Source organism: Pseudomonas mucoides (assembly GCF_015461845.1).
Classification (GTDB): domain Bacteria; phylum Pseudomonadota; class Gammaproteobacteria; order Pseudomonadales; family Pseudomonadaceae; genus Aquipseudomonas; species Aquipseudomonas mucoides.
The window spans coordinates 1-25,671 of record NZ_JACOPW010000006.1; the positions used below are offsets into that span (position 1 = coordinate 1).

Here is a 25,671-nt window from a genome sequence, read left to right on the forward strand (position 1 = left end):
TTCGCGCTTCGATGACCTGAAGCCGCTTGCTGCCGAAAACTGCGTAACTCTTTGTTTACCAAGGAGTTTTCCGTTTCGACTGCGCCGGAAGTGGGGCGAATTATAGACATCCAGAATCTGCCGTCAACCTTTAATTACGCCTTTCGTACGGAGGGTGCCTTTTTAGCCACTAAACGCGGGATTCGACGGGCAACCGCCGGTACACGCAACACTAATAGCAACGCCCCTATAGAGGCATACAGCGCCCACTCCTTCAGATCGGCGCGAACGATCCACAACATATGCAGCAACCCAAGTCCGAGAATGACATAGACCAGGCGATGCAGCTTCTTCCAGCGCGCACCTAAACGTCGCTGACTGTAGCGATTGGAGGTCACCGCCAACGCCAGCAAACACAGAAAGCCCAAGGTACCGACGATAATGTACGGCCGCTTGCGCAACTCAACCCCCAGCTGCGACCAGTCAAACCCGAGAATGAACGCCGTATAGCCACTTAAATGCAAAACCACATACGCGAAGCACCACAACCCAAACTGCCGGCGCACAGCAATCCACCCCGCCCACCCGGTGAGTTTTAGCAGAGGCGTCATGCTGAGTGTGATGAGCAGCAGAATGAGCGTACCCAACCCGAGCCGATCGACCAGCACTTTGCCCGGATCAGGTCCCAGCACATCCGCCCAGGCCTGATACAACCAAAGCAACGGCCAAACCGCTGTCACGATGAAGACGCCAATACGCCAAACCGGAAATCGCATCAGTAGTTCTTCCGCAGATCGAGCCCTGTATAAAGAGAAGCGACTTCATCCGAGTAGCCATTGAACATCTGCGTGTCCCGCACATTGGGCTTGAACAGACCACTGGGCAATCGACGCTCCCGCGCCTGAGTCCAGCGCGGGTGATCAACCGTCGGATTCACGTTCGCGTAAAAACCATACTCATCCGCGGCAATGCTCTGCCAGGTGGTTTTCGGCTGCTCGCTGACCAGGCTGATACGCACAATGGATTTGATGCTCTTGAAGCCGTACTTCCAGGGCACCACCAGACGCAGCGGCGCGCCATTCTGATTCGGCAGTTCACGCCCGTACATGCCCACCGCAAGAATCGCCAATGGGTTCATAGCTTCATCCAGACGCAACCCTTCTACATACGGCCAGTCGATCAGGGCAAACCCGGAGCGCTGCCCCGGCATACTCTTGGGATCTTCCAGGGTTTCGAAACGAATGTATTTTGCCTTGGAGGTCGGCTCGACTTCCTTGAGCAGCGCCGAGATGGGAAAGCCGATCCACGGAATGACCATCGACCAAGCCTCAACGCAGCGAAGACGATAGATCCGCTCCTCCAGCTGATAAGGCTTCATGAAGTCTTCCAGCGCATACCGTCCCGGCTTACCCACTTCGCCATCCACCACCACGCTCCACGGCTCGGTCTTAAGCACGCTTGCGTTGGCAGCAGGATCGCCTTTATCAGTGCCGAACTCATAGAAGTTGTTGTAGTGGGTTGCGTCTTTGAACGGCGTGATCACTTCGTCCCTTACGTTGACCGCGCCCCATTTAGTAGAAGGAAGCTTTTCGGCAAACCAGGAAGGCGCCTTGCCAGCCTCGACATCGGCATAGCGCGCAGCGTCTTCGGCACTCGCCCAGCGCGGCAGGCTACTGACAGCCAAACCGGCAACGGCAGCACCGAGAACACTGCGACGAGATAGATAGAGGGATTCAGGCGTGACGTCCGACTCATGACAGTCAGACGCTTTGGGGACTTTGATCAGCATGGCAACTCCGCAGCATTGGAGAACAGTTGCACCAATAGACTGCGGAGTATGAGGGAAATTACATCACTCGGCGTTTTTGTGCCGACGAAGACGCAACAGGTACTGCACCGGGCCGGAGGCCGCATAAGCGAGGAAAACCAGCAGCAGAATGCGTGGCGGATCACTGAAGACCACGGCAAACACCAGCACCACCGCAAGAATCGCCACGAAAGGTACGCGCCCTTTCAAGTCCAGCTCCTTGAAGCTGTTGTACTTGATATTGCTGACCATCAGCATGCCAGCCGCCGCCACCATCAGCGCAACCAGGAAGGACATCTTCGACCCCTGAATGCCGTAGTCGCTGAACGCCCAGACGATCCCTGCGACCACACCCGCCGCTGCCGGACTGGCCAGGCCGATGAAGTAGCGCTTGTCTGCGGTGCCAACCTGAGTGTTGAAGCGCGCCAGACGCAGCGCAGCGCCAGCCACATAGATGAAGGCGACCATCCAGCCGACCTTGCCCATATCACCCAAGGCCCAGCCAAACGCCAGCAATGCCGGCGCGACGCCAAAGGCGACCATGTCCGACAACGAGTCGTACTCGGCGCCAAACGCGCTTTGGGTATTGGTCATGCGCGCCACGCGGCCATCGAGACCATCGAGCACCATCGCGACGAAAATCGCGATCGCAGCGAAAGCAAAGTACTTGCTCGCATTGACCGAATCACCGGCACTCAACGCGGCCTGGGCACTCATCGAGTTGATGATGGAATAAAACCCTGCAAACAGGTTCGCAGTGGTGAACAGATTCGGCAGAAGATAGATACCACGATGCCGGACTTTGCGGCCTTCAGCGTCATGCCCTTCCTCGATGTGTTCATCGATGGGCAGCAGGCTTTCGGCGTCAGAAGCCTGGTTTGGCTCTTCGGGGCGTTCGCTCATGGACATTACCTTGCAACAGGATGGAAAGTTTTCGACAGGCGTCTGGGACGACGGTTCGGCCACAAACGATGCAGCTTTATACCAGAAGCGGCGTTCCAAACGAAAAAACGCGGCCTAGGCCGCGTTTTTCGTACAGGGTCGCGACTTAGTTTTTGGCTTTGTCGACGATCTTGTTGGCACCGATCCACGGCATCATGGAGCGCAGTTGCTCGCCGATGATTTCGATACCGTGAGCGGCGTTGTTACGACGCTTGGCGGTCATCGAAGGATAGCCGGTTGCGCCTTCGCTGATGAACATCTTGGCGTATTCGCCGTCCTGAATACGTTTCAGGGCGTTGCGCATGGCCTGGCGGGATTCGGCGTTGATCACTTCCGGACCGGTCACGTACTCGCCGTACTCAGCGTTGTTGGAGATTGAGTAGTTCATGTTGGCGATGCCGCCTTCGTACATGAGGTCAACGATCAGTTTCAGTTCGTGCAGGCACTCGAAGTAGGCCATTTCTGGCGCGTAGCCAGCTTCAACCAGGGTTTCGAAACCGGCTTTAACCAGCTCAACGGTACCGCCGCACAGAACGGCTTGCTCGCCGAACAGGTCGGTTTCAGTCTCGTCCTTGAAGGTGGTTTCGATGATGCCGGTACGACCACCACCAACGCCAGCAGCGTAGGACAGTGCAACGTTTTTGGCGTTGCCCGAAGCATCCTGGTAGATAGCGATCAGGTCAGGGATACCGCCGCCTTTGACGAACTCGGAACGCACGGTGTGGCCCGGTGCTTTCGGCGCGATCATGATCACGTCGAGATCAGCGCGCGGAACAACCTGGTTGTAGTGGATCGCGAAGCCGTGGGAGAAGGCCAGGGTGGCGCCTTTCTTGATGTTTGGCTCGATTTCGTTCTTGTACAGGGCAGACTGGAACTCGTCCGGGGTCAGGATCATGACCAGGTCGGCAGCTGCAACAGCAGAAGCAACGTCGGTCACTTTCAGGCCATGAGCTTCGGCTTTGGCAACAGTGGCCGAACCTTTACGCAGACCAACGGTAACGTCAACGCCGGAGTCTTTCAGGTTGCACGCTTGAGCGTGGCCCTGGGAACCGTAACCGATGATGGCAACTTTCTTGCCCTGGATGATGGACAGGTCGCAGTCTTTTTCGTAATAAACTTTCATGAAATTCCCCTATATATCCAGGCCGTTCAGGCCATTCGCTAATTTGGTTTAGATGCTGAGTACTTTGTCGCCGCGAGCAATACCGGTTACGCCGCTACGGACGGTTTCCAGAATCGACGCAGTGCCAATGGACTGAATGAAGCTGTCGAGCTTGTCGCTGGTACCGGTCAGTTGAACGGTATACACGCTAGCGCTGACATCGACGATCTGCCCACGGTAAATATCGGTGGTGCGTTTGATCTCGGCGCGCTGGGCGCCGGTGGCCTTGACCTTGACCAGCATCAGTTCGCGCTCGATGTGAGCACTCTCCGACAGGTCGACCAATTTGACCACTTCGATCAACTTGTTCAGGTTCTTGGTGATCTGCTCGATCACTTCATCATGGCCAACCGTGGTCAGCGTCAGACGCGACAGGGTCGGGTCTTCGGTTGGCGCCACGGTCAGGCTTTCGATGTTGTAGTTGCGCTGCGAGAACAGGCCGACTACACGAGACAAAGCGCCCGGTTCGTTTTCCAGAAGCAAGGAAATAATGTGTCGCATGATTAAGTACGCTCCGTCTTGCTCAGCCACATATCGCGCATGGAGCCGTCTTTGATCTGCATCGGATAGACGTGCTCGCTGGTGTCGACTGAAATATCCAGCACGACCAAGCGATCCTTCATGGCGAACGCCTCTTCCATCTGCGACTTCAAATTTTTCGAGTCGGTGATGCGCACGCCAACGTGACCATAGGCTTCTGCCAGCTTGACGAAGTCAGGCAGCGATTCCATGTACGAGTGCGAGTGACGGCTGCCGTAACTCATGTCTTGCCACTGGCGAACCATACCCAGAACACCGTTGTTCAGGATGACGATTTTGACCGGCAAGCCATATTGCAGACAGGTGGACAATTCCTGAATGTTCATCTGGATGCTGCCCTCGCCCGTCACGCAGACGACGTCGGCATCCGGGAAGCTCAACTTGATGCCCATGGCCGCCGGAAAACCGAAGCCCATGGTGCCCAGGCCACCGGAGTTGATCCAGCGATTAGGCTTGTTGAACTTGTAGTACTGCGCGGCGAACATCTGGTGCTGGCCCACGTCCGAAGCGACATAAGCATCGCCCTTGGTGACTTCGCACAGGGTTTCGATCACGGTCTGCGGCTTGATGACGCTGCCGTCGCCCTTGTCGTAAGGGAACAGGCCAGCATCACCGCGCCACTCGTCAACTTGCTTCCACCAGCTGGCAACGGACTCCTTGTTCGGGGTCTCGCCGATTTCCTTGAGGATCGCGACCATTTCGGTCAGGACGCTCTCGACCGGGCCGACGATAGGTACGTCTGCCTTGATGGTCTTGGAGATCGAAGCCGGATCGATGTCGATGTGAATGATCTTGGCATTCGGGCAGAACTTCGCCGGGCCGTTGATCACGCGGTCATCGAAACGCGCGCCGACCGCAAGGATCACGTCGGCGTGGTGCATCGCCAGGTTTGCGGTGTAGCTGCCGTGCATGCCGAGCATGCCGATGAACTGACGGTCAGTGCCAGGGTAGGCACCCAGCCCCATCAGGGTATTGGTCACTGGCAGGTTGAGCATCTTCGCCAATTCGGTCAGCGGCGCGGAGCCACCACCGAGAATCACGCCACCGCCGGCGTACATCACCGGACGCTTGGCCGCCAGGAGCATTTCTGCCGCCTTGCGGATTTGCCCGGAGTGACCGCGAACGGCTGGGCTGTAGGAACGCAGCTTGGCCTTTTTCGGGAAGATGTATTCGTACTTCTCGGCCGGGTTGGTCATGTCTTTCGGAATATCGACAACGACCGGGCCCGGACGACCGGATTGCGCCAGGTAGAAGGCTTTCTTCATGACTTCCGGAATTTCCGACGCGTGCTTGATCATGAAGCTGTGCTTCACGATCGGCCGGGAGATACCGATCATGTCGGTTTCCTGGAATGCGTCGGTGCCCACCATGCTGCTAGGCACCTGGCCGGAAATGACCACCATCGGAATCGAGTCCATATAGGCGGTGGCAATACCGGTGATGGCGTTTGTTGCGCCAGGACCGGAAGTCACCAGTACCACGCCGGCTTTACCGGTGGCACGGGCATAGCCGTCAGCCATATGGGTAGCCGCTTGTTCGTGACGAACCAGGATGTGGGTCACTTCCGGTTCTTTGAACAGGGCATCGTAAACATGAAGAAGAGCACCACCCGGGTACCCGTAGATATATTTGACGCCTTCGTCACGCAAGAAGCGGACGAGCATCTCACCGCCAGATAAAAGCTCCACGTTGTTCACCTCTAAAACGCCAGAATACCGCCCACATAAACGGGGACGGGTCTTAATAGGTTTACTTCTCAGCAGAGCATGAGCGACGGTGGTCGCCGACTACGTCAGCACTGACTGAGCAAGTATTGGGATCGTCCCAAGTGTTGCGGGCCTTTCCCACCCAGCGCGAGGTAACGCGTTGCGGGTGTAACAGGTCGGCGCGGATGTGCGCCTCATGATCTGCTGAGTGGGTCTGCTTCTGGCAGTCCCTCTACAGCGGACTTTGGATTCTTCTGTTTCGTCCCCTGCAAGTCAAGTCGTCTATGTGCTTTATTGAAGTAAGCACATGAGAAAGCAAGAAAAAATCGCCAAACAGCGACTGTGTTAGCTTCGATTGCGCAACTCATGACAAGGAAATGGCATGCGAACGATCTTCTTCATGGTCAGCCTGCTGATCAGCCCTTTGTGCACAGCCGCCCAGATCTACAAATGGGTCGATGCCCAGGGCGTGACTCACTTTGACGCACAACCACCCCAAGGCCAGCAGGCCACCACCGTGGTGACGCCCTCCTCTGCCGTGAGCCAACCGGCCACGGTGCCCGGCAGTAAAGCCATCGGCAATCAGCAGGACATCGACAACACGGTGAAAAAACAGGTCGCCGAACAGCAGGCCCAGCTCAAGGCATTTTGCATGCAGGCACGCACAAATCTGGCGCAACTGCAGAACAATCCGCGACTTCGGGAGGATGTGGAGGGCGAAATGCGTCGCCTGACCGATCAACAACGTCAGGAACGCATCAGCGAAACGCAGAAACAGATTGCGCAGAACTGCCAGTAAGCACTGGCAGTAAGCACTGGCAGTTTCCGATTCAGCGGGAGGCGGTGATCAGCAGATCGAACTCTTTGAGCAGCACTTGCAGCTGTCGATCCTTGCCCTGGACATCACGGGCGGCGAAGACCATTTCCGCCATCTCCTGAATCCCGGAGGCGGCGGGTAACGGCAGGTCCTGCTCGAGGAGCATCTTCATCCGGGGCAGGAAGATCCATTGCAGCCACTGCTCGAAATCCAGCGTATCGACCGAAAACGGCTCGACGCTGGAAAGCGCTTCAGCGGAGGGCGAGACTTCATCCCACCACCCCTGCACCCGCAGTTCACGCTCAATCAGCAGCAACTGCTCGGCAATCTTCGGGAAGCGCGCGTCCATCACAGCGAAACCTTGGCCTTCTGACGGGCCAATGCTGCGCCGGCAGAATCACCTTGCTTCTCGCGTGCCTGGGCGATCAATTCCCACAGGCTGGCCTGAAGGTCCGGACGGCCATTGGCAAACGTCAGACCACGTCGAGCGAATTGTTCAGCCTGCGGCGCATCGCCTTGGGCCATGCGCACCTGAGCCAGACGATAAAGCACTTGCGGCTCACGCGGTGCAACGCGCTGGGCACGCTCCAGGCTGGACGAAGCACCGTTGAGGTCGCCGCTCGCCTGTTGCTGCTGAGCCGTGGTCAACAGCGCCAGCACCGGACCATCCAGCTGCTCGTCGGCTGACAGACCGCCGGCGTTTGCCGAAGGAATCCCGCTCGGCGTCGACGGCATGCTATAGCTGCCCTGATTGATCGGTGCCGACTGGACCGGAGACGTGTCGATCGGACCCGGAGTGATCGGGCCTGGCGTGATCGGCGAAGTGCTGATCGGTGCCGAGGAGACAGCGCCGCCACCCGGGACCATCACCACCACACCGGTATCGCCTTGCGGGATCGCCTGGGTTTGCGATTGGGCTTGCGCAGGACGCTTCACGGTCGACTTGCGGAAACCGCCATTCGCCGAAATCCGCTCACTGTTGGACACAGCCGTGCCGGAGTCTTCAACCGGAATCGAACCGCGTTGTACGGTGGAGCAACCGCTGAGCAACGCCACGGCGGCAACCGCTGGTATCAACCACTTGTTCACGTAAATCCCTCTTTGCTTAATTCATCCAGCCCTTGACCCAATCCATCACCGTTTCGCCGGAAGCAGGGCTTTCGCCACCGCAAGCCGCACCGGGAGGTGGCTCGCTGCCGCGAATATACGGCATCTGTACGGCGCCTGGGCAGTTGGCGTCGGAGCCTTGCCCGGTACGCGAATCGACCCAGGCCTGAACCACATTATCCGGCTGCGGCATGTCCAGCGGCAGCGGATCGGCTTTGCGCATGAAACTGGTCCAGACTTGCAACGCACCGGTCGCGCCGGTGAACGGCGTCTTGCCGTTGTCATCACGGCCTAGCCAGACCACCGCCAGCAAGTCCTGACTGAAACCGGCGAACCAGCTGTCTCGCGAGTCGTTACTGGTACCGGTCTTGCCGGCCAGTGTCAGGGTTTTCGGCAACACGTTATAAACCGAACTGCCGGTACCTTCACGCATGACCCGTTGCATGGCGCTCTGGATCAGGTAAATGGACGCCGGATCAAAACGCTGCTCAATCTGGAACGGATAACGCTTGAGCGGTTCGCCCTCAGCGGTCAAAACGCTACGAATCCCGCGCATCGGCGTATTGAAACCACCATTGGCCAGCGTCTGGTACATGGTCGCCACTTCAATCGGCGTCATGCCACCTGCGCCCAGCAACATCGACGGGAATGCCGGGAATTCTCGGGTCACGCCCAAGCGAGCGAGGGTCTTGAGGACATTCGGTACACCCACTGCCAGGCCAAGACGCGCGGTCGACAGGTTGTAGGAATGCGCCAGCCCCTGATAAAGGAACACCGTCCCGTGGGAACGACGATCGTAGTTCTGTGGTTTCCAGACCTGACCGTCCGCGCCTTTGACCGAGAAGGATTCGTCCGACAGCCAACTGGTCAAGGTGTACTGGGTAGGTTTCTCAAGGGCCGTCAGATAAACCGCCGGCTTGATCAACGACCCCACAGGTCGCACCGCATCCAGCGCACGGTTGAAGCCGGCGAAACTCGCCTGGCGACTGCCGATCATGGCCTGAACCTCTCCGGTTTCCGGGTTGGTCACGACCATCGCTGCTTCAACGTCATCGGAACCCTTGCGACCCGACAGACGCTTGAAGGTGTCGTTGACGGAGGCTTCGGCTTTCATCTGCAGAATCGGGTCGAAGCTGGTGAAGATCCGCAGGCCTTCTTCGGTCAAGTCTTCGTCACGGTAGTCTTCGCGCAACTGGCGTTTAACCAGATCGAGGAAACCCGGGAACGAGCTGTCGGCCAATTTGCCGCGTGTCGTCACACCCAGTGGCATGTTCTTCGCCGCAGCAACTTGTTCAGCGGTGGCGACGCCCTGCTGTTCAAGGACGTCGAGCACCAGGTTGCGTCGTTCAAGCGCACGCTCGGGATTGCGACGCGGGTTGTAATAGGAAGGCCCTTTGACCATCCCCACCAGCAAGGCAACCTGATGCAATTTCAGTTCGGACAATGGCTGTCCGAAGAAGAACTGGCTGGCCAGACCAAAACCGTGCACCGCGCGCTGGCCGTCCTGACCGACGAACACTTCGTTGAGGTAAGCCTCAAGAATTTCCCGCTTGTCGTAATGCAGCTCAAGCAACATCGCCATCATGGCTTCGGTGAGCTTGCGGGTCAGGCTGCGTTCGCTGGTCAGGTAGAAGTTCTTGACCAACTGTTGGGTCAGCGTACTGCCGCCCTGGGTCATCTTGCCGCCAGAGGTGTTGACGTAGACCGCTCGGGCAATCGACTTCGGCGACACGCCCCAGTGGCTATAGAAATCCCGGTCTTCCACGGCGACCAGGGTCTCCAGCAGATACGGCGGCACCTGGTCGATTTTGATCAGGATGCGGTCTTCGAGGTTTTTCGGGTAAATCCCGCCGATCAGCAGCGGCTCCAGGCGCACCACCGACAGCTTCGAACCGTTCGTCGCCGAAAGCTCGGCGACATAGTCGCCGGAGAAACGCACGCGCACAGGCTGGGGCTTTTCCAGGCCTTCATAAAACTGGAAGCCGCGGGTATTCAAGTCCACGGTATTGCCGTTGACCGCCGCAGCACCGGGGCCATTGCTCACGCTTTCGCGGCGGTAGCCCAGGGCGTCGAGCTCGGTGAGGAAGTCATCCTTGCTCAGCTTCTGGCCGGTAAACAGCTCCAGCGGGCGCGCATATACCTTGGCCGGGATCGTCCAGCGCTTGCCGGAGAACTTTTCCTGGACGATAGCGTCGAGGTAAACCGCGAATCCGGCGAGCACCACGAGGCCGACCAGACTGAGTTTAAGGGCCCAACCCAGCCACGGGCTAAGGCCCCTGGAAGGTGGTTTTTTTGGAGTGCGGGGGGATCGAGTACGAGTCATGGCGGCGGATTATACGCACTTTATTGATACTCAACAGACGCCCTCCGAGGTTTGCGTCAGGCGGACTTGCGGCCATAATGGCGGCCTTGAATTTTTCCCAGTCTTTGAAGGATCGCCTGTGAGCCAGTCCCTGATCGCCGCTCTGCAAAACCCGGCCCTCTACCCGCATCCGGTAGACGGGTTCCAGGTCATCGAAACCCATATTTCCTGGGTCATCCTCACAGGCCCCTTTGCTTATAAAGTGAAGAAGCCGGTGAACTTCGGCTTCCTCGACTTCACCAGCCTCGATGCCCGCGAGCATTTCTGCGGCGAAGAACTGCGTTTGAACCAGCGCCTGACCAACGATTTGTATCTGGAGGTGTTGCCAATCACCGGCAGCGCCGAAGCCCCTCAATTCGGTGGCGATGGCCCGGTCGTTGATTTCGCCCTGAAAATGCGTCAATTCCCACAAAGCCAGTTGCTCAGCACCCTGCAGGCCAATGGCGAACTGACCACCGCGCACATCGACGAGATGGCCGCGCAGATTGCTCAGTTCCATCTCAACGCGCCGAAAGTGCCTGCCGAACACGACGCCGGCACCCCGGACAGCGTGATGGCCCCGGTACGCCAGAACTTCGAGCAGATCCGTCCGTTCCTCAGCGACAAGGCCGACCTGGTGCAACTCGACGCCCTGCAAGCCTGGGCCGAAAGCAGCTTCGAACGCCTCAAACCACTGTTCGCCCAGCGCAAGGCCGAAGGCTTCATTCGTGAATGCCACGGTGATATCCACTTGGGCAATGCCACCGTGATCGATGGCAAGGTCGTGATTTTCGACTGCATCGAATTCAACGAACCGTTCCGTTTCACCGACGTCTACGCCGACACCGGTTTCCTGGCGATGGACCTGGAAGACCGTGGTTTGAAATGCCTCGCACGCCGTTTCGTCAGCCAATACCTGGAGCTGACCGGCGACTATCAAGGCCTTGAACTGCTGAACTTCTATAAAGCCTACCGCGCATTGGTTCGCGCCAAGGTCAGCCTGTTCAGCATGCCCGCCGAAGCCGATCCGGTGCAGCGCGCCACGACCCTGCGCCAATACCGCAACTACGCCAACCTGGCGGAAAGCTACAGCACCATTCCTTCGCGCTTCATGGCGATTACCCACGGCGTGTCCGCTGTCGGCAAAAGCCACGTGGCCATGCGCCTGGTCGAAGCGCTGGGCGCCATTCGCCTGCGCTCCGATGTAGAACGCAAACGTCTGTTCGGTGAACAAACCGTAGCGAATGATCCACAGGCCGGCATTTATAACGCAGACGCCACTGCCGCCACCTACAGCCGCCTGCATGAAATCGCCGGAATCATCCTGCGCGCCGGTTTCCCGGTAGTGATCGATGCCACTTACCTCAAGCGCGATCAGCGTGACGGCGCGGCGAAAATTGCCGAGGCCACCGGTGCACCGTTCCTGATCCTCGATTGCCATGCGCCGCAAGCTGTCATTGAGAGCTGGCTGGCCCTGCGTCAGGCAGACAAAAAGGATCCGTCCGACGCCAACCTGGCCGTTATCGCAGCCCAGCAAGCCAATCGTGAAGCGCTGACACCCGCTGAGATTCTGTGCAGCAAGCGAGTCCAGACCAATGAAAGCGGGACCCTCGACACCGTTGTTGCGCAAATCCGCCAACGCATGCCAGGCCTGTAAAAACTATTTCAGCCGTGAAGCCTTCCCTGGCTTCACGGCTGTCAAATAGTGGCACTATACTGGCGTCATAAAACCATCAGGTGATGCGACATGAGCCAGCCCAAACTTCTCGACACCCCGCTGTATGCCTTGCTGCACAAAGACGACATCGCAGGATTCAACAATGAGCGGCCCAAAGACGGACCTATCGACATGGCCGGTGGCGATTTCCGTGGCCTGGACTTGCGTGAACTGAATGCCGATGGCGTCGACTTCACTGATGCTTATTTCCGCTCCGCCGATTTGCGCGGCATCGATTTTCGCAGCGCACAGCTGGAAGGCGCCAGCCTGGCCCATGCACAGATCTCCGGCGCCTACTTCCCGGCAGAGCTGAGCGCGGACGAGATCCTGATGTCGATGAACTTCGGCACACGCCTGCGTTATCGCACTCGCTAAAAACGACGTCTTAGCCTGACACGTCCAGCGCCCCCGCTTTGCGCTGGATGCCGTGTGATCGCCCGAAAACCGACTTCTGACGCCCCTTCCCTACCCGTCTTTGCCTCGTCCTCTTAGAAGCTTTTGCGTCGAAACCGACCAAACAATCACGCTTTTCCTACTGATGGCTACACTCCTGAGAAGCTCGCCCACGCACCGTTCGGCCGTCGCAAGGAGGCTTGATGAATGATGAACTGCAACACCTGAAGAATCTTGGCAAGACGTCGGCGCAGTGGCTGCATGCCGTGGGCATCCACAGCGCCTCGGATTTGCGTCGCCTCGGGGCGGTGGATGCTTATCGGGCCGTGCGTACGCGCGGGTTTCGGGCGTCAAAGGTGTTGTTGTATGCGATCGAAGGTGCACTGATGGATGTGCACTGGAACGACATTCCAGCCGAGCGTAAAGAAGCCTTGAACAAACAGCTGGAAGCGATTTCCTCGCGCCACAAGGCTTGATGGCATTGGCTTTGAACCGAATTGACGGGGCATCTCAAAGAAACTGAAAAACAGCGGTTGACACGGTAATGAGAATCGCTATGATTACCACCAACTGGTCGCGAGACTGGTCGATATTTGAAAAGCCCTTGGTTCGGACTCTCAGATATCTCCTCATCAGGCTAATCACGGTTATTTGACCCGGCTCTTGCCGGGTCTTTTTTTGCCTGCGCCTTTTTACCTGTGAAAGCACCGGTCGTTACTTGCCGAATTGCTTGCGCATCTGTGCACAGTAATCCTGAGGCGGCGAAGCAGGCGTGTACCAGACGTAATCGGCCATTGCCGCTGTCACCTCCGCCCCCTGCTCTGCCAGCAGCAACACCGTCGGCGCTGGCGCCTGCCCCAAATCCAGCACATGGATCGGCACACCCACGTCCTTGCGCGCGTGATAGGCACCGGCAAACAGCAATGAAGGCGTTGGAGCCGCCAGCAAGCGCTCGGCCATTCGCCGGTCTCGTTGCTGCTGCACGGCCAACATGGCGGGCATCTGTGAAGTGGGCAGCAAACCGCAATGGGAGTCGCTGATCTCTGCCAGCAACTCATCCTTGACTGCTGCCGCATTGGAGCGCGAGCCAATCAATGCCGGAGGTTTGGCGTAGACCGCACGAACGTCGAGGTTGTCCAGGTTGGCCGCAAGCAGCGGATAGGGCTGAGTCAGCGCAAAACGCACGATGGGACCGTAAAGCGCCCAGTCCCACCCTTCCTGCCAAGCCAAGGCAGCTGGCAAATTGGACGGTGGCGTCGGCGCATGGCGAACATCATCAACCCGCGACTGCTGATCCGGCGTCAGCATTTCAAGGAGCAAACTGCCTTGCGGCCGTTGCTCACCCAGTGACTGCAACAACCACAGTTCCAGCTGATGGTGATCGCGATTGTCATGCTGCTCGCCGACGATCAGCCGCGAAGGCTTGGCCAGTCGCTCAAGCAGTTCCTGCGCGGTCAGGACCTGACCGTTTCGCAGGTCACGGATTTCACCGTTGACCGGCGGTGGCTCCGCAACATGCTGGCAGGCACTCAAGAGCAGTACGGCCAGCAGCAAAATCCCACGCATGTTCACCTCGATGACAGTCTCAGCGGGCGATGATCAGCGGATGCCCACGCTCCGGATGCTGCTGCACTAACACTTCCAGCCCGAACACGGCTTTGAGCGGCTCGGGTTTCAGGACCTGCTCCGGCGTGTCCAACGCCACCGGTCGCCCGCCCTCAAGCAGCAACAGACGATCACAATACCGCGCCGCCAGGTTCAGATCATGCAGGATGACCAGCACCGCCGCGCCGCGATCGGCAAATTCGCGCACCGCTTGCAGGGTGGTGTGCTGATGCAGCGGGTCGAGCATCGAGGTCGGCTCATCGAGCAACAGCGTCTGCCCCGCTTCACCCGGCCAGAGCTGCGCCAGCACTCGGGCCAAATGCACCCGCTGACGCTCGCCGCCAGACAAGGCCAAGTAGCTGCGACCACTCAGGTGACTGGCATCGGCGGCGTGTAGCGCGGCAGCGACAATCTCGTCATCGCGCACTCGCCCACTTTGATGGGGCAAACGCCCCATGCCCACCACTTCTTCGACGCGAAAGGCAAAGTCCAGGGTCGACACCTGCGGCAGCACCGCCAGTCGCTGCGCGCGCTGCGGTGCGGCCCAGTGACGCAATTCGCGATCATCGAGCCAGACGCTTCCATGATCGGCATGCAACTCGCCGCACAAGGCACCGAGCAAGGTACTTTTGCCGGCGCCATTGGGACCGAGCACGCCCAGCACTTCGCCCGGTCGAAGCTCAATCGTGATGTCCGACAGCACGGTCTTGGCGCCACGACGGATGTGCAGGTTCTGCGTGCGCAGCATCAGGCGCGCCTCCGGAGCAACAAGAACAGGAAAAACGGCGCACCGATGAAGGCCGTAACAATGCCGATCGGCAGTTCGGCCGGCGCCAGGGCCAGTCGCGCCACCAGATCGGCAAACAACAGAAGACTCGCACCGGCGAGCACAGAAGCGGGCAGTAACACTCGGTGATCAGGACCGGCAAGCAAACGCACGAGGTGCGGAACCACCAAACCGACAAACCCGATCATCCCCGCCGCTGCCACCGCCGCGCCCACACCCAGCGCTGTACAGAACACCAGTTCGCGCTTGAGCCCTTCAACATCGATGCCCAGATGACCGGCCTCCGATTCCCCCAGCAACAACGCATTCAAGGCCTTGGCCCGACGCGGCAACCAGAGCGCCACAGCCGCGCTGACCAGCAGCAACGGCCAGAGTCGCGCGTAACTGGCGCCATTGAGACTGCCCAGATTCCAGAACGTCAGCGTACGCAGGGTCGCGTCGTCGGCCAGATAGGTGAACAAACCCACCGCCGAGCCCGCCAGTGCGGTCAATGCGATACCGGCCAACAGCATCGTCGCGACGTTGGTCTGGCCGTTGCGCCGGCCCAGTCGATACACCAGCGCAGTCACCCCGAGCCCACCGAGAAACGCACACACCGATAACAGATAAGGCCCGAAGGACTCAGGCAAACCGCCAAACGCCGAGCCGCCAACAATGGCGATGGCGGCACCCAATGCCGCGCCGCTGGACACCCCTACCAACCCCGGATCGGCCAGCGGGTTGCGAAACAGGCCCTGCATTGCCACACCGGAGAGCGCCAGCACGCCCCCCACCGCCAACCCCAGCAAGGTTCGCGGCAGGCGAATTTGCCCGACGATCAATTCGGCTTGCTCCAGCCCATCCGGAGCAATCGGCAATCCGGCCAGGCGCAATGCAGCGTGCAAGGTGTCGAGCAACGGCAGACTGACCGGCCCCAGCGCCAGCGACAGCCAGATCGCCAGCACACACAGAAGGCTCAGGCCAATGAACAACGTACGAGGCTTAACCAGGACGGTCATTGGCTGGCCGTGCCAGGAAAGAAACCGTCAGACAGCTTTTTGAGGCTGTCCGGCAACCGTGGCCCCAGCCCGCCCACCAGCAACGTCGGATCCAGTTCCATGACCCGTCCGTCCTTCGCCGCACGCGTCGAGGACAGCATCGGGTTTTCCTTGAACAACGCGGCACGCGCCGCATCACCCGTCAGCGCCCGGTCGGAAAACACCAGCACCTCGGGGTCGAGGCTGATCAGCGACTCGACAGAAAACGGTTTGTAGCCGGTATGCGTGGCCAGGTTGTGGCCGCCGGCCTGGCGCAGCAACCAATCGGCGGCGGTGTCCTTGCCCGCGATGAGCTGTTTGCCGCCCGCATGCCCGAGTAGCAACAGCACACCCGGTGATGGTTGCGTCAGCTGCGCCTTGGTCACGCGGATTTTTTGCTGATCGAGTTGCTCCTGATAACGCTGGTACGCCTGAACAGCCTGCTCTTCAGCCCCCAGTAACTTGCCCAAATGCTGCAAATTGCCCTGCAATGTCGGCAAATCCGGCTGCGCCGAGAACAACTCGACCTGCACCCCCGCGTTACGAATCTGCGAGAGCACGGGCGGCGGACCCATTTCTTCGGTGCCGATGAGGATCTGCGGGCGTAAGCTCAAGATACCTTCCGCCGACAATTGCCGCTGGTAGCCAATGCTGGGCAGCGCCTTGAGGCTTTCAGGGTGCTGACTGGTGGTGTCGACGCCGACCAGTTTCGATTCGCCGCCCAGCACGCTTACCCACTCGGACAACGCGCCGCCGGCACTGACCCAACGTTGCGGTAACTCGGCCGCTGCAGCGTGGTGACTGACAAGGAGTCCGACACAGAGCACAGCAACGCGGGTACTCAGGCGCATAAACAGCTTCCTTCATAGTTTTCCCAGGCATCGAGATGACAGGCCAAGTATCCTTGGCCACTGGCACCTGCACCCGACGGGCAAGACGGCCATTTGATAATTGTTTGCATTTGAACGTCAAGCTCGGACTTATCCGGTCACGAGACGCTGGACTAGAGGATAGACATGAAGTTTCTTTGTACAGGCGCCGAATTGGCTGACGCCAGCAGTCGCGGTTTCGACATCGACGGGCAGAAGCTCTTCGCCGTACGCCGGGGCGGCCAGGTCTACGTCTACATCAATCGTTGCCCGCACCGTGGCGTCGGCCTGGAATGGACGCCAGACAGCTTTCTCGACCCCAGCAACAGCCTGATCCAGTGCGCCACCCACGGCGCACTGTTTCTGATCGAAGACGGCGAATGCGTTTCGGGCCCCTGCGCCGGTCAATCACTGACCGCCGTGCCCTGCCGCGAAGATGCGCAAGGCCTCTGGGTCAGCCTTTAACTGTCGAGCAGCACGTCCAGACGTCGGTCGACGACCATCTCTTCATGGCTCAAACGCACGCCATAAGCCAGCACCTCGACCCCGCACGTCACCGCCTCACGCAAGGCTGCCGCGTAGGCCGAATCGATTTCTGCTGCAGGACGCACCGCGTCGATGCCGGTCAGGTTGACGCAATACAACTGCACCGCACGAATCCCGTCCCGGGCCAGGTGCGCCAATTCGCGCAAATGCTTGGCCCCGCGCAGGGTCACTGCGTCGGGAAACGCCGCTACCGACGACCCGTCGAAACCCAGGGTGACGCTTTTGACCTCTATATAAGCCGGGCCGCCGGGGTATTCGAGACGAAAATCGATGCGGCTGCTTTCCTGTCCGTAGGCGACTTCACGCTTCAGTTCAGTAAACCCGTTCAGCTCACTGATGACACCGGCACGCAGCGCCTCTTCGATCAACCCGTTGGCGCGGGCGGTGTTCACGCAAAACAAGCGCCCTTGCGGGGTTTCACCGACTTCCCAGGTGCCGGGTAACTTGCGCTTGGGGTCGTTTGAGCGGCTGAACCAGACTTGCCCGCCTTCGACCTGGCAATTGAGCATCGAGCCGGTGTTGGGGCAATGAATGGTCAGCAACTCGCCGCTAATGGTTTCGATATCGGCGAGAAAACGCTTGTAACGACGGATCAGGCGACCTTCTTCGAGGGGAGGATGAAAACGCATCAGCCTTGCCAGCTCTTCAGCCCGCGAGCAATGCGCTCGACCGCTTCCTGCAAGCGCGGCAGGCTTTGGGTGTAGGCAAAACGCACGTGGTGCCCGGCCTGATAACGCCCGAAATCCAGCCCCGGGGTAATGGCCACGTGTTCGGTTTCCAGGAAGTGCCGGCAGAACGCGAAGGCATCTCCGCCGAACTTGCTGATATCGGCGTACAAATAGAACGCGCCTTCCGGCTCCACGGCAATCCCGAAACCCAACTCGCGCAGGGCCGGCAGGAGGAAATCGCGACGACGACCAAATTCAGCGCGGCGCTCTTCCAGAATGCTGATGGTCGCCGGCTCAAAACAGGCCAGAGCGGCGTGCTGAGCCATGCTCGGCGCGCTGATGTAGAGATTTTGCGCGAGTTTTTCCAGCTCGCCGACGGCCGCTTCCGGCGCCACCAACCAGCCGAGGCGCCAACCGGTCATGCCGAAATACTTGGAGAAGCTATTGAGCACGAACGCACTGTCATCGACTTCCAGCACGCTGGCGGCGTCGGTGCCGTACGTCAGGCCGTGATAGATCTCGTCCACCACCAAGTGGCCGTGACGAACCTTGATCGCCGCAGACAGCCCCGCCAGTTCGTCGCGGGTCAGGATGGTCCCGGTCGGATTGGCCGGGGACGCCACCAACGCACCGACGCTGTCGTGGTCCCAATGCCGGGCGACCAGATCAGGGGTCAGCTGATAACGCACGTCCGGACCGACTGGAACCAGCTGCGCCGCGCCTTCCACCAGTCGCAGAAAATGCCGGTTGCACGGGTAGCCCGGATCCGCCAACAGCCAGTGCTTGCCCGGATCCACCAGCAAGGCGCTGGCCAGCAACAAGGCGCCCGAACCGCCGGGGGTGATGAGGATTCGCTGAGGGTCAATGTTCAACCCGTAACGTTGCTGATAAAAATTGGAAATCGCCTCGCGCAACTCGGGAATGCCCCGCGCCGCGGTGTAACGGGTCTTCCCCGCCGTCAATGCGGCCTGGCCGGCCTGGATGATCGGCTCGGCGGTGGTGAAGTCCGGCTCGCCGATTTCCAGGTGGATCACGTCGTGGCCGGCGGCCTGCAATTCATTGGCCCGCGCCAGCAGCGCCATGACATGGAAAGGTTCGATCGCACGACTGCGAGCACTGTAGGACTGGGCCATTAGCCTTCCTTCGACGGGAAAAGAACCAATTCTACCCAAGCGCAGGAACGAGCGAGAACCTAAAGCGGTCAGACGCCTTAGAACCCTGACCATAAACGACTCAAACGAGTACCCCAGGTTTGACTAAAATCAATATTTGATCAGGCCTCCAACACCACCAGGCAAGGCTTTGCAATGATTTGCAAGCCCCGCTGGCCACTACCTCGACATCCGGGAGTAGCGCGCCCCGATTTGATCTGGTAAGTTCGCCCGCTTGCAGCCGCAGGGCCGGCAGGTGTCGGTGATGGAGCAATCCTGCGCAATGGATTACAAGAGTAGAGGCGGTCTATTTCATGTCCACCCAAGCAAAGCAGCAAACCACGACGATCAGCGGCTTCGAACCCTACAAAGAAGTCAAGGGCGAGGAGTACATGGGCAAGCCCATGCGCGCTCACTTCACCAAGATCCTGAACAAGTGGAAACAGGACTTGATGCAGGAAGTCGACCGTACGGTTGATCACATGAAAGACGAAGCGGCCAACTTCCCGGACCCGGCAGACCGTGCCAGCCAGGAAGAAGAGTTCAGCCTCGAACTGCGTGCCCGCGACCGCGAGCGCAAGCTGATCAAGAAGATCGACAAGACGCTTCAGCTGATCGAAGACGAAGAATATGGCTGGTGCGAGTCCTGCGGCGTCGAGATCGGCGTCAAACGACTGGAAGCCCGCCCTACCGCCGACATGTGCGTTGACTGCAAGACCCTGGCGGAAATCAAGGAAAAGCAAGTCGGCAAGTAATATCGACTTGAACGAAAAACGGAGCGTGCGAACGCTCCGTTTTTGTTTCTGATATTTGCCATGGAGAGAAACCTGTAGGAGCGAGCCTGCTCGCGAAAGCGGTGTGCCAGCCAACAATAATGTTGGCGCTGACGGCCCCTTCGCGAGCAGGCTCACCCCCAGGGACTCGCGCACGACCAGAGATGTAACATTCGTCCATGAACGCCACGACTTCCACTCCCTACATCGGGCGCTTCGCCCCCACGCCCAGTGGCCATTTGCATTTCGGTTCGCTGGTCGCTGCCCTGGCCTCGTACCTCGACGCTCGCTCGGTGGGGGGGCGCTGGCTGATGCGCATGGAAGACCTCGACCCGCCACGGGAAGAACCCGGCGCACAGGCAGCGATTCTCAAGGCACTGGAGAGCTACGGTTTCGAGTGGGACGGTGAAATGGTTCGTCAGAGCGACCGCCACGAGGCTTATGCCGAAGTGCTCAATCGCCTGTTCAGTCACGGCCTCGCTTACGCCTGCACCTGTTCGCGCAAACAACTGGAGCCGTATCACGGCATTTATCCGGGACTGTGCCGCAACGCCGGCTACGGCACCGAAGACGCGGCCATTCGCCTGCGCGTACCCGAGCTGGAATACCACTTCATCGACCGCGTGCAAGGCGAATACCGCCAGCATTTGGGCCGAGAGGTCGGCGATTTCGTCATTCGCCGCCGCGACGGGCTCTACGCCTATCAACTGGCCGTGGTGCTGGACGATGCCTGGCAAGGCATCACCGACATCGTGCGTGGTGCCGACCTGTTGGACTCGACACCGAGACAACTCTATCTGCAAGAGTTGCTCGGCCTGCGCCAACCGCGCTACCTGCACATCCCGCTGATCACCCAGCCCGATGGCAACAAGCTTGGCAAGTCCTACCGCTCGCCACCGTTGACCGAAGATCAGGCAACGCCTTTATTGCTACGGGCATTGCGCGCACTCGGGCAAAAACCCGGCACCGAACTGGCTTACGCCAGCCCACGGGAAGTGTTGAATTGGGGCATCGCGCACTGGGATGCGTCGCTTATCCCGCGCACACTGAACCTGCCCGAGGCGCAACTGCAGTGATCGCACTTGCAGTGGCGCGCCCATCCGTTACCATCGCCGCACGTTTTCGGGCACGCGCATAAAAAAGAGAGGCCGGGATGTACATCTATCGCTTGGTCCTGCTCCTGGTAGTGGGGATTTATCTGTTTTCCCCGGCCATCATGGATTGGTGGATCGACGCCACTGGCGCCTGGTATCGCCCTTATCTGCTCTGGCTGATTCTGATCGTCGTGACCTTCATCCTGCAGAGCCAAAAAGATGCCGATGAGCTTTAGCCTGACCCAGATGATCCTGATCAGCGCTGCCTACCTGGCGGTGCTGTTCGGCGTGGCCTGGGTTAGTGAACGGGGCATGATTCCCCGGGCGATCATTCGCCACCCGTTGACCTACACCCTGTCATTGGGCGTCTACGCCAGTGCCTGGGCGTTTTACGGCACGGTGGGCCTGGCCTATCAGTACGGCTACGGCTTCTTGTCCAGCTACCTCGGGGTCTCCGGCGCATTTTTGCTGGCGCCGGTGCTGCTGTACCCGATCCTGAAAATTACCCGGACCTATCAACTGTCGTCGCTGGCCGACCTGTTCGCGTTCCGGTTCCGCAGCACATGGGCCGGCGCACTGACCACGATTTTCATGCTGATCGGTGTATTGCCCCTGCTGGCCCTGCAGATTCAAGCGGTCGCCGACTCCATCGGCATCCTCACCCGCGAACCGGTGCAGCATCGGGTCGCCCTGAGCTTCTGTGCACTGATTACCCTGTTCACCATCTTCTTTGGCTCGCGCCACATCGCGACCCGCGAGAAACATGAAGGCCTGGTGTTCGCCATTGCCTTCGAGTCGGTGATCAAGCTGATCGCCATCGGCGGCGTCGGCCTGTATGCGTTGTACGGCGTGTTCGACGGCCCTCAGCAGCTGGAACTGTGGCTGCTGCAAAACCAGACCGCCCTCGCCGCTCTGCACACGCCACTGCAAGAAGGGCCGTGGCGCACGCTGCTGCTGGTGTTCTTCGCTTCGGCGATTGTGATGCCGCACATGTATCACATGACTTTCACCGAAAACCTCAACCCGCGCTCGCTGGTCAGTGCAAGCTGGGGCCTGCCCCTGTTCCTGCTGCTGATGAGCCTGGCAGTGCCGCTGATTCTCTGGGCCGGACTGAAACTCGGCGCCACCACCAATCCCGAATACTTCACGCTCGGCATCGGCATCGCCGCCAACAGCAAGGCCTTGGCACTTTTGGCGTACGTCGGCGGCCTGTCGGCAGCAAGCGGCCTGATCATCGTCACCACCCTGGCGCTGTCCGGGATGGCCCTGAACCACCTGGTGTTGCCGCTCTATCAGCCACCGGCCGAAGGCAACATCTACCGCTGGCTGAAGTGGACCCGCCGCGCCCTGATCGTCGCGATCATCATGGCCGGCTACGGTTTCTACCTGCTGCTGGGTGCAGAACAGGATCTGGCCAACCTCGGCATCGTCGCGTTTGTCGCCACGCTGCAGTTTCTGCCGGGTGTCCTGTCGGTGCTGTACTGGCCGACCGCCAACCGCCGCGGCTTCATTGCCGGTTTGCTCGCCGGGATTCTGGTGTGGCTGGTGACCATGCTGTTGCCGCTGGTAGGCAATCTTCAGGGTTTCTACATCCCGCTGCTGAACATGATCTACGTGCTGGACGACACCAGTTGGCACATGGCGGCGATTGCCTCGCTGGCCGCCAACGTACTGATGTTCACCCTGATCTCGCTGTTTACCAACGCCAGCCCGGAAGAAGCCAGCGCCGCCGAAGCCTGCGCCGTGGATAACGTGCGTCGCCCGCAGCGCCGAGAATTGCACGCCGCGTCCCCGCAGGAATTCGCCACGCAGCTGGCAAAACCCTTGGGCGCCAAAGCGGCGCAGAAAGAAGTCGAACAGGCGCTGCGTGATCTCTACCTGCCGTTCGACGAGCGCCGGCCTTACGCCTTGCGCCGCCTGCGTGACCGCATCGAAGCCAACCTGTCCGGCCTGATGGGCCCGAGCGTGGCGCAGGACATGGTCGAAACCTTCCTGCCCTATAAGGCCGGCGGCGAGAACTATGTCACTGAAGACATTCACTTCATCGAAAGTCGCCTTGAGGATTACCACTCGCGCCTGACCGGCCTGGCCGCCGAACTCGATGCCCTGCGCCGCTACCACCGCCAGACCTTGCAGGAGCTGCCGATGGGCGTCTGCTCACTGGCCAAGGATCAGGAAATCCTCATGTGGAACAAAGCCATGGAGGAGCTGACCGGGATTGCCGCGCAACGCGTGGTGGGTTCGCGCCTGAGCACCATTGCCGATCCGTGGAAAGAACTGCTGCAAGGCTTCATCAATCTGCCGGACGAGCATTTGCACAAACAGCACCTGGCCCTCGACGGCCAGACACGCTGGTTGAACCTGCACAAAGCAGCGATCGACGAACCGCTGGCGCCGGGTAACAGCGGCCTGGTGCTTCTGGTGGAAGACCTGACCGAAACCCAGATGCTCGAAGACAAACTGGTGCACTCCGAGCGTCTGGCCAGCATCGGACGACTCGCGGCGGGTGTGGCCCATGAAATCGGCAACCCGATCACCGGCATCGCCTGCCTGGCGCAGAACCTGCGCGAAGAACGCGAAGATGATGGCGAGTTGAAGGAAATCAGCGGGCAGATTCTCGAGCAGACCAAACGCGTGTCGCGCATCGTCCAGTCGCTGATGAGCTTCGCCCACGCCGGCAGCCACCAGCACAGCGATGAGCCCGTCTGTCTGGCCGAAGTGGCGCAGGATGCCATCGGTTTGCTGGCCCTGAACCGACGCAATTTCGAAGTGCAGTTCTATAATCTGTGCGACCCCGATCACTGGGTCGAAGGCGATCCGCAGCGACTCGCCCAAGTACTGATCAACCTGCTCTCAAACGCCCGCGACGCCTCGCCTCCAGGCAGCGCAGTGCGCGTGAAAAGCGAAGCCGGCGAACACACGGTCGACCTGATCGTGGAAGACGAAGGCAGCGGTATTCCGAAGAACATCATGGACCGATTGTTCGAACCTTTCTTCACCACCAAGGATCCTGGCGAAGGCACCGGTCTGGGCCTTGCACTGGTCTATTCCATCGTTGAAGAGCATTATGGACAAATCACCATCGACAGCCCGGCTGATGTACAAAGCCAACGCGGCACCCGTATCCGGGTGACCTTGCCGCGTCATGTCGAAGCGACGTCCGCTGTGAACTGAGACCGTCGAGAGTATCGAATCAATGCCGCACATTTTGATCGTCGAAGACGAAACAATTATCCGCTCCGCCTTGCGCCGCCTGCTGGAACGTAACCAGTACCAGGTCAGCGAAGCCGGTTCAGTGCAGGAAGCACAAGAACGCTTCACTATTCCCACGTTCGACCTGATCGTCAGTGACCTGCGTCTGCCGGGCGCTCCGGGCACCGAGTTGATCAAACTCGGCCAGGGCACGCCGGTGCTGATCATGACCAGCTACGCCAGCCTGCGTTCGGCGGTCGACTCGATGAAGATGGGCGCGGTGGACTACATCGCCAAGCCTTTCGATCACGATGAAATGCTCCAGGCTGTCGCCCGCATCCTGCGTGATCGGCAATCGTTGCCGGCCGGTGGCGAAATGCCTGCTGGCAAAGCCACCAACGGCGCGGCGAAAGCGGGCGTCGACAACAGCAACGGCGAAATCGGCATCATTGGTTCGTGCCCGCCGATGCAGGACCTTTACAGCAAAATCCGTAAAGTCGCGCCGACCGATTCCAACGTGTTGATCCAGGGCGAATCCGGCACCGGTAAAGAACTGGTGGCGCGTGCCCTGCACAACCTGTCCAAGCGCGCCAAGGCGCCGATGATTTCGGTGAACTGCGCGGCCATTCCGGAAAGCCTGATCGAGTCCGAGCTGTTCGGTCACGAAAAAGGTGCGTTCACCGGCGCCAGCGCCGGGCGAGCCGGTCTGGTGGAAGCAGCGGACGGTGGCACGCTGTTCCTCGACGAGATCGGCGAACTGCCTCTGGAAGCCCAGGCCCGTTTGCTGCGCGTGTTGCAGGAAGGCGAAATTCGCCGTGTGGGTTCGGTTCAATCGCAAAAGGTCGATGTACGTTTGATCGCCGCGACGCACCGGGACCTCAAGAGCCTGGCGAAAATCGGCCAGTTCCGTGAAGACTTGTATTACCGCCTTCACGTCATCGCCCTGAAACTGCCTGCCTTGCGCGAGCGTGGTGCGGACGTCAACGAAATCGCCAATGCCTTCCTGGCGCGACAGAGCGCGCGGGTCAACCGCACCGATCTGAAATTCGCCCCGGATGCCGAACAGGCGATTCGTCATTATTCTTGGCCCGGTAACGTTCGCGAGCTGGAAAACGCTGTCGAGCGCGCGGTGATCCTGTGCGAGAGCCCGGAAATTTCTGCCGAGCTGTTGGGTATCGACATCGAATTGAGTGGCCTGGAAGAGGACGAGTTCATCGGCCTGGCACCGCAACAGGGCAACAATGGCAGTAACACCAGCCATGAGCCGACCGAAGACTTGTCGCTGGAAGACTATTTCCAGCATTTCGTCCTCGAGCATCAGGACCACATGACCGAAACCGAGCTGGCGCGCAAACTCGGGGTCAGCCGCAAATGCCTGTGGGAGCGTCGTCAGCGCCTGGGCATCCCGCGGCGCAAGACCGGGGTCGCCAGCGAAAGCTGAATGTCACCTGTCCGAGGT

25 protein-coding genes are annotated in these 25,671 nt (G+C 59.7%); 10 read left to right on the forward strand and 15 right to left on the reverse strand.

The window, feature by feature from the left end:
- Positions 1–134 precede the first annotated feature (134 nt).
- From msrQ to H8F22_RS23295, 6 genes are all read right to left on the reverse strand, one after another.
- Positions 135–755, reverse strand: coding sequence for a protein-methionine-sulfoxide reductase heme-binding subunit MsrQ (gene msrQ / locus H8F22_RS23270; protein WP_194940738.1), 621 nt, complete (start codon positions 753–755; stop codon positions 135–137).
- On the reverse strand, positions 755–1,768 hold the full coding sequence (gene msrP / locus H8F22_RS23275; protein WP_027924135.1) for a protein-methionine-sulfoxide reductase catalytic subunit MsrP: 1,014 nt from the start codon (positions 1,766–1,768) through the stop codon (positions 755–757). The genes msrQ and msrP overlap by 1 nt, the downstream gene beginning before the upstream one ends.
- 63 nt (positions 1,769–1,831) lie before the next feature.
- Complete coding sequence (pssA, locus tag H8F22_RS23280) at positions 1,832–2,689, reverse strand: CDP-diacylglycerol--serine O-phosphatidyltransferase (protein WP_007948646.1); 858 nt, start codon at positions 2,687–2,689, stop codon at positions 1,832–1,834.
- A 145-nt stretch (positions 2,690–2,834) separates the two neighbouring features.
- On the reverse strand, positions 2,835–3,851 hold the full coding sequence (ilvC, locus tag H8F22_RS23285) for a ketol-acid reductoisomerase (RefSeq protein WP_007948647.1): 1,017 nt from the start codon (positions 3,849–3,851) through the stop codon (positions 2,835–2,837).
- A 48-nt stretch (positions 3,852–3,899) separates the two neighbouring features.
- Complete coding sequence (gene ilvN, locus H8F22_RS23290; RefSeq protein WP_003176102.1) at positions 3,900–4,391, reverse strand: acetolactate synthase small subunit; 492 nt, start codon at positions 4,389–4,391, stop codon at positions 3,900–3,902.
- 2 nt (positions 4,392–4,393) lie between these two features.
- On the reverse strand, positions 4,394–6,118 hold the full coding sequence (locus tag H8F22_RS23295) for an acetolactate synthase 3 large subunit (protein ID WP_027924136.1): 1,725 nt from the start codon (positions 6,116–6,118) through the stop codon (positions 4,394–4,396).
- A 400-nt stretch (positions 6,119–6,518) separates the two neighbouring features.
- Here H8F22_RS23295 and H8F22_RS23300 point away from each other — a divergent pair, with 400 nt between their 5' ends.
- The gene (locus tag H8F22_RS23300; protein ID WP_027924137.1) at positions 6,519–6,935 is read left to right on the forward strand and encodes a DUF4124 domain-containing protein; all 417 of its coding nucleotides are present in this window, start codon (positions 6,519–6,521) and stop codon (positions 6,933–6,935) included.
- 31 nt (positions 6,936–6,966) lie between these two features.
- Here the strand turns inward: H8F22_RS23300 and H8F22_RS23305 are convergent, their stop codons facing one another.
- From H8F22_RS23305 to mrcB, 3 genes are read right to left on the reverse strand one after another with little or no spacing between them, the layout of a single operon-like run.
- Complete coding sequence (locus H8F22_RS23305) at positions 6,967–7,302, reverse strand: YqcC family protein (RefSeq protein WP_194940739.1); 336 nt, start codon at positions 7,300–7,302, stop codon at positions 6,967–6,969.
- Positions 7,302–8,042 (reverse strand): tetratricopeptide repeat protein, encoded by a 741-nt coding sequence (locus tag H8F22_RS23310; RefSeq protein ID WP_027924139.1) that lies wholly within the window; start codon positions 8,040–8,042, stop codon positions 7,302–7,304. Before H8F22_RS23310 ends, H8F22_RS23305 begins: the two co-directional genes overlap by 1 nt.
- A gap of 16 nt (positions 8,043–8,058) precedes the next feature.
- Positions 8,059–10,383 carry a penicillin-binding protein 1B gene (gene mrcB / locus H8F22_RS23315; RefSeq protein WP_059182150.1) on the reverse strand — a complete coding sequence of 775 codons (2,325 nt, stop codon included), beginning with the start codon at positions 10,381–10,383 and terminating at the stop codon, positions 8,059–8,061.
- Between the two features lie 118 nt (positions 10,384–10,501).
- Between mrcB and H8F22_RS23320 the strand changes: the two genes are divergently transcribed.
- The 3 genes from H8F22_RS23320 to H8F22_RS23330 all read left to right on the forward strand — a co-directional run bounded on the left by H8F22_RS23320 (position 10,502) and on the right by H8F22_RS23330 (position 12,987).
- Positions 10,502–12,058, forward strand: a complete 1,557-nt coding sequence (locus H8F22_RS23320; protein WP_027924141.1) for a bifunctional aminoglycoside phosphotransferase/ATP-binding protein — start codon at positions 10,502–10,504, stop codon at positions 12,056–12,058.
- A 90-nt stretch (positions 12,059–12,148) separates the two neighbouring features.
- Positions 12,149–12,493: a pentapeptide repeat-containing protein gene (locus tag H8F22_RS23325; RefSeq protein ID WP_027924142.1), complete on the forward strand. Its 345-nt coding sequence runs from the start codon at positions 12,149–12,151 to the stop codon at positions 12,491–12,493.
- A gap of 221 nt (positions 12,494–12,714) precedes the next feature.
- Positions 12,715–12,987, forward strand: coding sequence for a TfoX/Sxy family protein (locus tag H8F22_RS23330; protein WP_007948654.1), 273 nt, complete (start codon positions 12,715–12,717; stop codon positions 12,985–12,987).
- 238 nt (positions 12,988–13,225) lie between these two features.
- Here H8F22_RS23330 and H8F22_RS23335 read toward each other — a convergent pair whose 3' ends face one another.
- The 4 genes from H8F22_RS23335 to H8F22_RS23350 are packed head-to-tail and all read right to left on the reverse strand — an operon-like array spanning position 13,226 to position 16,770.
- Positions 13,226–14,077 (reverse strand): ChaN family lipoprotein, encoded by an 852-nt coding sequence (locus H8F22_RS23335; RefSeq protein ID WP_194940740.1) that lies wholly within the window; start codon positions 14,075–14,077, stop codon positions 13,226–13,228.
- Positions 14,078–14,096: 19 nt separating this feature from the next.
- Positions 14,097–14,864, reverse strand: coding sequence for a heme ABC transporter ATP-binding protein (locus H8F22_RS23340; protein ID WP_027924144.1), 768 nt, complete (start codon positions 14,862–14,864; stop codon positions 14,097–14,099).
- Positions 14,864–15,847 (reverse strand): FecCD family ABC transporter permease, encoded by a 984-nt coding sequence (locus H8F22_RS23345; protein WP_177327618.1) that lies wholly within the window; start codon positions 15,845–15,847, stop codon positions 14,864–14,866. Before H8F22_RS23345 ends, H8F22_RS23340 begins: the two co-directional genes overlap by 1 nt.
- Positions 15,848–15,897: 50 nt before the next feature.
- Entirely contained in the window at positions 15,898–16,770 is an 873-nt protein-coding gene (locus H8F22_RS23350) for a heme/hemin ABC transporter substrate-binding protein (protein ID WP_027924146.1), read from the reverse strand.
- Positions 16,771–16,935: 165 nt separating this feature from the next.
- Here H8F22_RS23350 and H8F22_RS23355 point away from each other — a divergent pair, with 165 nt between their 5' ends.
- Entirely contained in the window at positions 16,936–17,253 is a 318-nt protein-coding gene (locus H8F22_RS23355; RefSeq protein WP_194940741.1) for a Rieske (2Fe-2S) protein, read from the forward strand.
- Here H8F22_RS23355 and sfsA read toward each other — a convergent pair.
- Positions 17,250–17,963: a DNA/RNA nuclease SfsA gene (gene sfsA, locus H8F22_RS23360; RefSeq protein WP_194940742.1), complete on the reverse strand. Its 714-nt coding sequence runs from the start codon at positions 17,961–17,963 to the stop codon at positions 17,250–17,252. The genes H8F22_RS23355 and sfsA overlap by 4 nt on opposite strands.
- Positions 17,963–19,135, reverse strand: coding sequence for a pyridoxal phosphate-dependent aminotransferase (locus H8F22_RS23365; protein ID WP_194940743.1), 1,173 nt, complete (start codon positions 19,133–19,135; stop codon positions 17,963–17,965). Before H8F22_RS23365 ends, sfsA begins: the two co-directional genes overlap by 1 nt.
- Before the next feature lie 332 nt (positions 19,136–19,467).
- On the opposite strand from H8F22_RS23365, the gene dksA reads away from it, so the two are divergent.
- From dksA to H8F22_RS23390, 5 genes are all read left to right on the forward strand, one after another.
- Positions 19,468–19,908, forward strand: a complete 441-nt coding sequence (dksA, locus tag H8F22_RS23370) for an RNA polymerase-binding protein DksA (protein WP_027924150.1) — start codon at positions 19,468–19,470, stop codon at positions 19,906–19,908.
- 197 nt (positions 19,909–20,105) lie between these two features.
- Complete coding sequence (gene gluQRS, locus H8F22_RS23375) at positions 20,106–21,002, forward strand: tRNA glutamyl-Q(34) synthetase GluQRS (RefSeq protein ID WP_027924151.1); 897 nt, start codon at positions 20,106–20,108, stop codon at positions 21,000–21,002.
- A gap of 77 nt (positions 21,003–21,079) precedes the next feature.
- Positions 21,080–21,256 (forward strand): hypothetical protein, encoded by a 177-nt coding sequence (locus tag H8F22_RS23380; RefSeq protein ID WP_003176118.1) that lies wholly within the window; start codon positions 21,080–21,082, stop codon positions 21,254–21,256.
- Positions 21,240–24,194 carry a sensor histidine kinase gene (locus H8F22_RS23385; protein ID WP_027924152.1) on the forward strand — a complete coding sequence of 985 codons (2,955 nt, stop codon included), beginning with the start codon at positions 21,240–21,242 and terminating at the stop codon, positions 24,192–24,194. The genes H8F22_RS23380 and H8F22_RS23385 overlap by 17 nt, the downstream gene beginning before the upstream one ends.
- A gap of 22 nt (positions 24,195–24,216) precedes the next feature.
- Positions 24,217–25,653: a sigma-54-dependent transcriptional regulator gene (locus tag H8F22_RS23390; protein WP_027924153.1), complete on the forward strand. Its 1,437-nt coding sequence runs from the start codon at positions 24,217–24,219 to the stop codon at positions 25,651–25,653.
- The last annotated feature ends 18 nt before the right edge of the window (positions 25,654–25,671 follow it).

Excerpts from the sequence above, each read along its gene's own strand:
- H8F22_RS23390 (WP_027924153.1), top strand. The coding sequence starts at position 24,217 with ATGCCGCACATTTTGATCGTCGAAGACGAAACAATTATCCGCTCCGCC.
- pssA (WP_007948646.1), bottom strand. The coding sequence starts at position 2,689 with ATGAGCGAACGCCCCGAAGAGCCAAACCAGGCTTCTGACGCCGAAAGC.
- H8F22_RS23330 (WP_007948654.1), top strand. The coding sequence starts at position 12,715 with ATGAATGATGAACTGCAACACCTGAAGAATCTTGGCAAGACGTCGGCG.
- H8F22_RS23340 (WP_027924144.1), bottom strand. The coding sequence starts at position 14,864 with ATGCTGCGCACGCAGAACCTGCACATCCGTCGTGGCGCCAAGACCGTG.
- mrcB (WP_059182150.1), bottom strand. The coding sequence starts at position 10,383 with ATGACTCGTACTCGATCCCCCCGCACTCCAAAAAAACCACCTTCCAGG.
- sfsA (WP_194940742.1), bottom strand. The coding sequence starts at position 17,963 with ATGCGTTTTCATCCTCCCCTCGAAGAAGGTCGCCTGATCCGTCGTTAC.
- ilvC (WP_007948647.1), bottom strand. The coding sequence starts at position 3,851 with ATGAAAGTTTATTACGAAAAAGACTGCGACCTGTCCATCATCCAGGGC.
- H8F22_RS23335 (WP_194940740.1), bottom strand. The coding sequence starts at position 14,077 with ATGCGTGGGATTTTGCTGCTGGCCGTACTGCTCTTGAGTGCCTGCCAG.
- H8F22_RS23385 (WP_027924152.1), top strand. The coding sequence starts at position 21,240 with ATGCCGATGAGCTTTAGCCTGACCCAGATGATCCTGATCAGCGCTGCC.
- H8F22_RS23355 (WP_194940741.1), top strand. The coding sequence starts at position 16,936 with ATGAAGTTTCTTTGTACAGGCGCCGAATTGGCTGACGCCAGCAGTCGC.
- H8F22_RS23365 (WP_194940743.1), bottom strand. The coding sequence starts at position 19,135 with ATGGCCCAGTCCTACAGTGCTCGCAGTCGTGCGATCGAACCTTTCCAT.
- msrP (WP_027924135.1), bottom strand. The coding sequence starts at position 1,768 with ATGCTGATCAAAGTCCCCAAAGCGTCTGACTGTCATGAGTCGGACGTC.
- gluQRS (WP_027924151.1), top strand. The coding sequence starts at position 20,106 with ATGAACGCCACGACTTCCACTCCCTACATCGGGCGCTTCGCCCCCACG.
- H8F22_RS23300 (WP_027924137.1), top strand. The coding sequence starts at position 6,519 with ATGCGAACGATCTTCTTCATGGTCAGCCTGCTGATCAGCCCTTTGTGC.
- H8F22_RS23325 (WP_027924142.1), top strand. The coding sequence starts at position 12,149 with ATGAGCCAGCCCAAACTTCTCGACACCCCGCTGTATGCCTTGCTGCAC.
- H8F22_RS23305 (WP_194940739.1), bottom strand. The coding sequence starts at position 7,302 with ATGGACGCGCGCTTCCCGAAGATTGCCGAGCAGTTGCTGCTGATTGAG.
- msrQ (WP_194940738.1), bottom strand. The coding sequence starts at position 755 with ATGCGATTTCCGGTTTGGCGTATTGGCGTCTTCATCGTGACAGCGGTT.
- ilvN (WP_003176102.1), bottom strand. The coding sequence starts at position 4,391 with ATGCGACACATTATTTCCTTGCTTCTGGAAAACGAACCGGGCGCTTTG.
- dksA (WP_027924150.1), top strand. The coding sequence starts at position 19,468 with ATGTCCACCCAAGCAAAGCAGCAAACCACGACGATCAGCGGCTTCGAA.
- H8F22_RS23380 (WP_003176118.1), top strand. The coding sequence starts at position 21,080 with ATGTACATCTATCGCTTGGTCCTGCTCCTGGTAGTGGGGATTTATCTG.
- H8F22_RS23350 (WP_027924146.1), bottom strand. The coding sequence starts at position 16,770 with ATGCGCCTGAGTACCCGCGTTGCTGTGCTCTGTGTCGGACTCCTTGTC.